This is a genomic window from Streptomyces sp. NPDC059092 (assembly GCF_042756365.1).
Lineage (GTDB): Bacteria > Actinomycetota > Actinomycetes > Streptomycetales > Streptomycetaceae > Streptomyces.
Map to the genome: position 1 here is coordinate 121,438 of NZ_JBHZEJ010000016.1, position 7,447 is coordinate 128,884.

Annotated in this window: 7 protein-coding genes; 1 reads left to right on the forward strand and 6 read right to left on the reverse strand. The window is 72.2% G+C overall.

The genetic code is table 11. From position 1 onward, the window contains the following. Window positions 1-16: 16 nt before the first annotated feature. The 6 genes from grpE to ACFXPL_RS12920 form a co-directional block, all read right to left on the reverse strand. On the reverse strand, window positions 17-511 hold the full coding sequence (gene grpE / locus ACFXPL_RS12895) for a nucleotide exchange factor GrpE (RefSeq protein WP_384916990.1): 495 nt from the start codon (window positions 509-511) through the stop codon (window positions 17-19). A gap of 135 nt (window positions 512-646) precedes the next feature. After that, window positions 647-1,030 (reverse strand): hypothetical protein, encoded by a 384-nt coding sequence (locus tag ACFXPL_RS12900; protein ID WP_384916993.1) that lies wholly within the window; start codon window positions 1,028-1,030, stop codon window positions 647-649. A gap of 93 nt (window positions 1,031-1,123) precedes the next feature. Further along, window positions 1,124-1,774 (reverse strand): thymidine kinase, encoded by a 651-nt coding sequence (locus ACFXPL_RS12905; protein WP_384917031.1) that lies wholly within the window; start codon window positions 1,772-1,774, stop codon window positions 1,124-1,126. 146 nt (window positions 1,775-1,920) lie between these two features. Next, the gene (locus ACFXPL_RS12910) at window positions 1,921-3,117 is read right to left on the reverse strand and encodes an alkaline phosphatase family protein (protein ID WP_384916997.1); all 1,197 of its coding nucleotides are present in this window, start codon (window positions 3,115-3,117) and stop codon (window positions 1,921-1,923) included. Next, on the reverse strand, window positions 3,117-3,722 hold the full coding sequence (locus tag ACFXPL_RS12915; RefSeq protein ID WP_384917000.1) for a DUF5998 family protein: 606 nt from the start codon (window positions 3,720-3,722) through the stop codon (window positions 3,117-3,119). The genes ACFXPL_RS12910 and ACFXPL_RS12915 overlap by 1 nt, the downstream gene beginning before the upstream one ends. 314 nt (window positions 3,723-4,036) lie before the next feature. Then, window positions 4,037-6,871, reverse strand: coding sequence for a GNAT family N-acetyltransferase (locus tag ACFXPL_RS12920; RefSeq protein WP_384917003.1), 2,835 nt, complete (start codon window positions 6,869-6,871; stop codon window positions 4,037-4,039). A 129-nt stretch (window positions 6,872-7,000) separates the two neighbouring features. Between ACFXPL_RS12920 and ACFXPL_RS12925 the strand changes: the two genes are divergently transcribed. Beyond that, window positions 7,001-7,282 (forward strand): HPr family phosphocarrier protein, encoded by a 282-nt coding sequence (locus ACFXPL_RS12925; protein WP_384917006.1) that lies wholly within the window; start codon window positions 7,001-7,003, stop codon window positions 7,280-7,282. Window positions 7,283-7,447: the final 165 nt, after the last annotated feature.

The following is a 7,447-nucleotide window of genomic DNA, read 5'->3' on the forward strand; positions in this document are numbered from 1 at the left end:
ATGGAGCCGGGCGCATTCATGGGGCATCCGGTTCCCACCGGGAAACCACGACGTCGGCCTTGCGGACGACCCGCTCCCCCTGAACGAATCCTGCCGCCACCACGCGCTCCACTTTCCGGTCCGCCTCAGGTCCTTCAGCGGCGGCGCGTCCCACCGGACGCTGCAACGCCATGTCGAATGCCTCGCCGGGGCGGGGGACGTACCGCTCCACGCCGGTCCTGGCCACGGTGTCCGCCGCCTCGTCGGCCAGCGCGTTCAGCAGGGCCCGTACCTCGTCGACGCCGAGCGGGCCGGCGACGTGTTCGGCCTGGCGCAGGATCTGGTCGTGGAGCCGGATCAGGGAGTGGCGCACGAGATCGAGCGCCATTTCCATCTCGCCTCGGCGCAGCCGCTCCACCTCGTCGTGCAGCCTGGTGACGATCTCCTCACGGCGCTCCGCGAGCTGCTGCTGACGAGCGAGTGCTGCGGTGAACTCGCCTGCGAGCGCGCAGGGTTCGACCGGTTCCGGCACGTCACTCACAGGATACCAACGGGGCACGAAGCGTCAGCGGAACCTGCCGCGGTCGCCGGTCCGGCCGGACCTGTCGCATTGCCCGGCCGGCACCCGGCCCCCTCGTGCACCGCCATCCAGCGGTGCACGGCCCCGTCAGCCACCGGTATTGATGGAGCCGTGAACATCCCGAGTCTGGATGACAGTGCCCTGAGTGCCCCCGGAGACCACGTTGCTCACGTTGCCCGCGCCGGTCCGCGTGCCCTCCGACGCCTCGGCCTCCCGACGCCAGGCCGCGAGCGCCTCGGCGAAGGCGGGGTCCTGCCGGGCGCGAAGGGTCAGCCCCTCGGCCAGCGCCGTGGCACGCTCCGCGCTGCCGGGCGCCTCGGCGAGGGCCGTCAACCCACCCTCGTCGTACGGCTCTCCGTCCGACGGCCGACGTCCGACCAGGTTACGCAGGGATGCCCACACCTGCTCCCCCGCCGCGCCCGCGGTGCCTCCGGCAAGGGCCATGAGCAGTTCAGGTGCAATCGGGTCCACGATGCCTCCACCGTTTCCAACGCGCGGGTCGTGCGTCGAGCGTAGGACACGGTGGTCCCGCTGACACCCGAAACCGGAGAAGGAATCCCGCCGTCAAGCGGACGCGATCGGCAGGACATCGGGGGACAGCGTGCCCGCGCGGGCTGGAGCGGCAGTCATCCGGCGGAGGTGATGGCGGCGGCACAGAACCTCATAACCGATCTGCCCCACCGGACGGTTGACGTCGCCGACGACCACCTGGGCACCCTCGACGACCATCTCCCCACCCACCGTGCGCGCGTTGTGGGTGGCCGGGGATCCACACCAGCAAAGGGCCTCCACCTGGAGGGCCTCGATCCGGTCGGCCAGCTCGATCAGCCGCTGCGAGCCGGGAAAGAGCTTGGTGCGGAAGTCGGTGGTGATACCGAAGGCGAAGACATCAAGCCCGAGGTCGTCCACGACCCGGGCCAGCTGGTCGACCTGCTCCGGCGAGAGGAACTGCGCCTCGTCGGCGATCACGTAATCGACCTTGCCGCCCTTGGACAGCTGACCGACCAGATACCCGTACAGGTCCATGCACTCGGTGGCCTCGACAGCCTCCGTGACCAGGCCCAGTCGCGAGGACAGCTTCCCCTCGCCCGCCCGGTCGTCCCGCGTGAAGATCACGCCCTGAAGTCCCCGGGCCGAACGATTATGTCCGATCTGGAGCGCCAAAGTGCTCTTTCCGCAGTCCATCGTTCCGGAGAAGAACACCAGCTCTGGCATGAGGGAGGGACGGCCTTTCAGGTCTTCGGCTGCTGCGGTCGACGGGCGCCGCACCGGCACCGTACAGAGGTTCCACACGGTCGCACGGGGGCCGGTCACGGGGTCGGTAAGGACATCACACGAACGCCGTGCGGACGTACGAGCGGTTACGAGCGTACTTCCAGGAGGGGCACAAGCTGCTCGACGGGGGTCATCGAGCCGTGCATCCCGACCATCATCGACTCGTGCGGCTCCCGGACGGAGGCCGTGATCACCACATCGTCGTGGGCCGCGGCGACGACGTCGCCGATCCGGCCGTACACCCGCTCGTCCATCGCGCCCGGCGGACCGAACCAGCCCTCCGCGATCGCCTCGTCGCGGCTCGCGACCCAGAACCGCTCACCGAGCACCTCCCGCCAGACCGTGAGCACATCGGCGGCGGCGCCGGGTACGGCGTAGACATGACGGGCCCGGCCCTCGCCGCCGAGCAGGGCGACCCCGGCGCGCAGCTCCCAGTCCTCGTCGAAGTCGATGCGCGACTCCTCGTCGAAGGGGATGTCGATCATGCCGTGGTCGGCGGTGACGTAGAGCGCGGTACGGGGCGGAAGCTGCTCGGCGAGGCGCTGGACGAGCCGGTCGACGTACATCAACTGGCCGCGCCAGGCGTCGGAGTCGACCCCGGAGCGGTGGCCCTTGCCGTCGACCTCGCTGTAGTACGTGTAGACCAGCGACCGGTCGCCCGCGGCGAGTTGTTCGGCGGCCAGGTCCATCCGGTCCTCGCCGGAGAGCCGGCCGAAGAAGGAGCCGCCGCTCAGCGCGATCTTGGTGAGCGGGGTGTGCTGGAAGGTCGGGGAGGACACCTGCGCGGTGTGCACGCCCGCCGCGTCGGCCAGTTCGAAGACCGTCGGGTACGGCTGCCAGACGTGCGGCGCGGTCCACGGCTTCCAGCGGAGCTGGTTCATCAGCGCGCCGGTCGCCGGGTCGCGGACTGTGTAGCCGGGCAGGCCGTGTGCGGAGGGGGGCAGCCCCGTGCCGACGGAGGCGAGGGAGGTCGCGGTGGTGGCGGGGAAACCCGTGGTGAGGGGGCGCCCGGTGGAGCCGCGCGAGGTGGCCAGCAGCGACGTCATGTACGGCGCTTCGTCCGGGTGGGCCTTGAGCTGCTCCCAGCCGAGACCGTCGATCAGAAAGACACAGTTCCGGTCGGCGGGGGTCAGTTCGGAGATCGTCGCGGTCAGATCCGGTACGCCCTGGCCGGCGGCGAGGGTGGGCAGCAGATCGGCGAGCGAACCGCTGCCGTACTGCGGCAGCGGCGCGCTGGAGAGAGCGAGCGGGACGGACTCCGGCCAGAAGGGTTCGGCTGCCATCAGCGGGTGGTCGCCGCCGTGGCCGCCGTGGCCGCGATCGCCTCGGAGAGCGCCTGCGCGAACGCGAGCGTCTGCCGCACCGCGTCCGGGCCGTCGCCCGCCTCGCTGACACGCAGGCTCAGGTCGTCGGCGGTGGAGCTGCCCGTGTAGCCGTGGTCCGCCTCGCAGTTGGGGTCGCCGCAGGCGGCGGGCTCCAGATCGATACGGGAGACGGCGCCCCAGCCGATGGTGAGGACGACCTCACGCGGGAGGGTACCGGGCTTGTACGACTCCGGGTTGGCGACGACTCGGCTGACCACGACGGAGGAGATGCGGTCGGTCTTGACCGACTCGGTGGAAGTGGTGGCATACGGCGTCGGGGAGCTGGAGTCGGCGGCCTGCTCGTCGGTGTGGCTGACGATGAAGCGGTGGGCCGTCAGCACGAGGACGGTGACATGCCGCCGCACCTCGTTGGCGTCGAACGTGGTCTCCTGGTGCACCAGGTACGACGAGATCGGCTCGCCACCGACAGCGGCCTCCACCGCCTCGGCCACGAGAGCCGGGTAGTAGCCGCTGCGCTCGATCGCCGTGCGCAGCCCCTGGGTCGTCGTACCGGTCTTCGCCATGCGCTCATCCTACGGTGGCCGGATGGCTGCCGGAGACGCCCTGCTCCGGCGGTATCCGCTGAGCAGCGGGCGGGCGGGCCTCACTAGGGCGTGTTTCGAAAGTCCCGCCTGGCCCGCGACGCCTGGCACGCACGCTCGCTGCGTTGTCGGAGTCGTCCGAGTACGTCCAGGCCATCGAGGGTGCCGATCCTCCACCTCGCGATCGCGCTCGGCATCCCAAGGGCAATTCAGTGCGCCGAGACGGAGCGAGTGCAGTGCACCGGACGCCGCAGGCCCCGCCCTACGGGCGGACGGCGCTACTCTCGAAACACGCCCTAGTAGCTGGGGAGGGTGCGCGGGCCGAGATCGTCGCGGGCGGGCGGCGGTGCGAGGCGGACGGTGGCGCCGAGCACCGATACCCCGTGCGTGGCGACGACCACGGGCTCCAGGGTGACGGAGACGACCTCGGGGTGGTCGTCGACCAGCCGGGACACGCGCAGCAGCACCTCCTCCAGGGCGAGGGTGTCGACCGGCGCGGAGCCGCGCCAGCCGAAGAGAAGCGGTGCCGTGCGGATCGACCGGATCAGCTCGGCGGCGTCCCGGTCGGTGACGGGCACCAGCCGGTGGGCGAGGTCGCCGAGGAGTTCGGAGGGGGCGCCGGCCAGCCCGAAGGAGAGCACGGCGCCGGCGGCGGCGTCGATGGCGGCCCGTACGACGGTGTCCACGCCGCGCGGCGCCATGGCCTGGACGACAGGGCGCAGCTCGACGGCGGAGCCGAGCGTCTCGGTCAGCTCGCGGTGGGCCAGCCGCAGTCGCGCCTCGTCGGCGAGGTCGAGCCGTACGCCGCCGAGGTCGGCGCGGTGGCGCAGATGCGGCGCGGTCGTCTTCAGGGCGACGGGGTAGCCGAGCCGTGCGGCGGCGGCGACGGCCTCGTCGGGCCCCGGCGCGGGCAGGGTCGGCCGTACGGGGATGCCGTACAGGGCGAGCAGTTCGTGGGCGTCGTCGGGGGTGAGGGAGACGCGGCGCGCTCCGGGGGCGGCTCCGAGGAGACGGCCGATGAGGGCGGCGGCGCCGCTCTCGTCGATGGCGTCGTCCAGGAACTCGGGCACCTTGCCGGGTTCGGCGGCCTGGCGCCGCCACTGCGCGTACCGGACGGCCTCGGCGAGCGCCCGGACGGCGCGCTCGGCGGCCGGGTAGGCGGGGACGCGTACGAGGGCGGGGGCGGGGGCGCCCGGGTCGGGGGACGGTATCTCCTCGGGCGGCGCGGGCGAGGGCGGGGCCGGGGACGGTGGGGCCGGGCGGCCGGGGCCGCTGTTCGCCGCCGCCGACAGCGCCTGCGCCAGGCCGCCGATCTCGACGTGGACCACCACGACCGGCTTCCCCGGGACCGCCGCCGCGGCCGTTCTGAGCGCGGTGGCCAGCGCGCCGGCGCCTTCGGGGTCCGCCGTGCCCGTCACCCCCACCCGGGGGATCGCGGTCACCACGACGGCGTCGGAGCCGGGGTCGGCGAGCGCCGCCGTGAGCCCCGTACGGAAGTCGTCGGGCGCCGCGGCCGTGGTGAGGTCCTGGGGCGGCAGGGGGCGCAGGCCCTCAGTGAGGCAGGCGTCGTACGTGAGGAGGCCGAGCGATTCGGAGTTGCCGAGGATCGCCACCCGCGGCCCCGCGGGCAGGGGCTGGGAGGCGAGCAGCAGGCCCGCGTCGACGAGTTCGGTGACCGTGTCGACACGGATCACCCCGGCCTGCCGCAGCAGCGCCGAGACCGTGGCGTCCGGTATGCGGGTGACGGGGACGGTGTGCCCGGGCGGGGCGCTGCCGCTGTGCCGGGCGCCCTTGACCACGACGACCGGCTTCACCGCCGCCGTGCGCCGGGCGAGCCGGGTGAACTTGCGCGGGTTGCCGATCGATTCGAGGTAGAGCAGAGCGACATCGGTGTCCGGGTCCTCGAACCAGTACTGGAGGATGTCGTTGCCCGAGACGTCCGCGCGGTTGCCCGCCGAGATGAAGGACGAGAGGCCCGCGCCACGCCGGTGGAGCCCGGCGAGCAGGGCGATGCCGATCGCGCCGGACTGGGTGAACAGGCCGATCCGGCCACGTGCGGGCGGCTGTGGCGCGAGGGAGGCGTTCAGCCGGGTGCCGTCGGCGGTGTTGATGATCCCGAAGGCGTTGGGGCCGATGATGCGCATGCCGTACGAGCGGGCCTGGCGGACCAGTGCGTGCTGGCGCTCGCGGCCCTCGGCACCGCTCTCGGCGTAACCGGCGGAGAGGACCACCAGGCCGCGCACGCCGGAGCGGCCGCAGTCCTCGACCGCTTCCGGGACCCGGTCGGAGGGGACGGCGAGGACCGCGAGGTCGACGGGTTCACCGATCCGGGTGACGGAGCGTACGGCGGGGACGCCGTCGAGCCGTTCCGTGGACTCGGGGAACGCGCTGTTCACCGCGTAAAGGCGGCCTGTGAAGCCCGCGTCGCGCAGGTTCCGGAGCACGGTGCGGCCGACACCGCCGGGGGCGCGGCCGGTCCCGACGACGGCGACCGAGCCGGGGGTCAGCAGCCGCTGTACCGAGCGGGCCTCCGCGCGCTGTTCACGGCCGCGCTGGACGGCCAGGGACTCCGCGGTCGGTTCCAGGTCGAGGGTGAGCCGTACGGAGCCGTCCTCGAAGCTGCGCTTCTGGGTGTACCCGGCGTCCCGGAACACCTTGATCATCTTGGCGTTGGCGGGCAGCACCTCGGCGGCGAAGCGCCGGATGCCCCGCTCGCGGGCGACGGCGCCGATGTGTTCCAGGAGGGCGGAGGCGACGCCGCGGCCCTGGTGCGCGTCCTGCACGAGGAAGGCGACCTCGGCCTCGTCGGCGGGCGCGGAGGCGGGCAGTCCGCGCTCGTCGGTGCGGTCGTACCGTACGGTCGCGATGAACTCGCCGCCCACCGTCGCCGCGAGCCCCACCCGGTCCACGTAGTCGTGGTGCGTGAAGCGGTGGACGTCACGGTCGGAGAGGCGCGGGTAGGGGGCGAAGAAGCGGTAGTACTTCGACTCGTCGGAGACCTGTTCGTAGAAGCTGACCAGCCGCTGAGCGTCCTCGGTGGTGATCGGCCTGATCCGGGCGGTACCGCCGTCGCGCAGCACCACGTCCGCCTCCCAGTGCCCTGGATACGCGTGGTCCCGCGGGTGCTCCATGACGCAAGCCTACGGCGCGGTCCGCGCCCGTGACCGGCGATCGGGGGTGACGGGGAGCCCTCCCACGCCTCATGAGACATTGGTACGGACATCTGTTTTGAGACTTTTTGCGACTTGAAGGGCAACACCATGGCTGAGCGCCGCGTCAATGTCGGCTGGGCCGAGGGCCTGCACGCCCGTCCCGCCTCCATCTTCGTCCGCGCCGCCACGGCCGCCGGCGTCCCCATGACGATCGCGAAGGCCGACGGCAACCCCGTCAACGCCGCGTCGATGCTCGCGGTGCTCGGCCTGGGCGCGCAGGGCGGCGAGGAGATCGTGCTGGCCTCCGACGCCGAGGGCGCGGACGTCGCCCTGGACCGGCTGGCCAAGCTGGTCGCCGAAGGGCTCGACGAGCTTCCCGAAACGGTCTGATCCGAGGACCGGCCGGAGAACGACCGGAGAGGCCGACCGGAGACTGATCCGGAGAGCATTTCCACGACGGAGCCGTGGGGGGGGCGGAAATGTGGTGGCAGGGATCGGGGTGTATGTGGGGGATGGAAAAAAACTGGCCGAGCAGATAATGAGTTTTTTGTATGG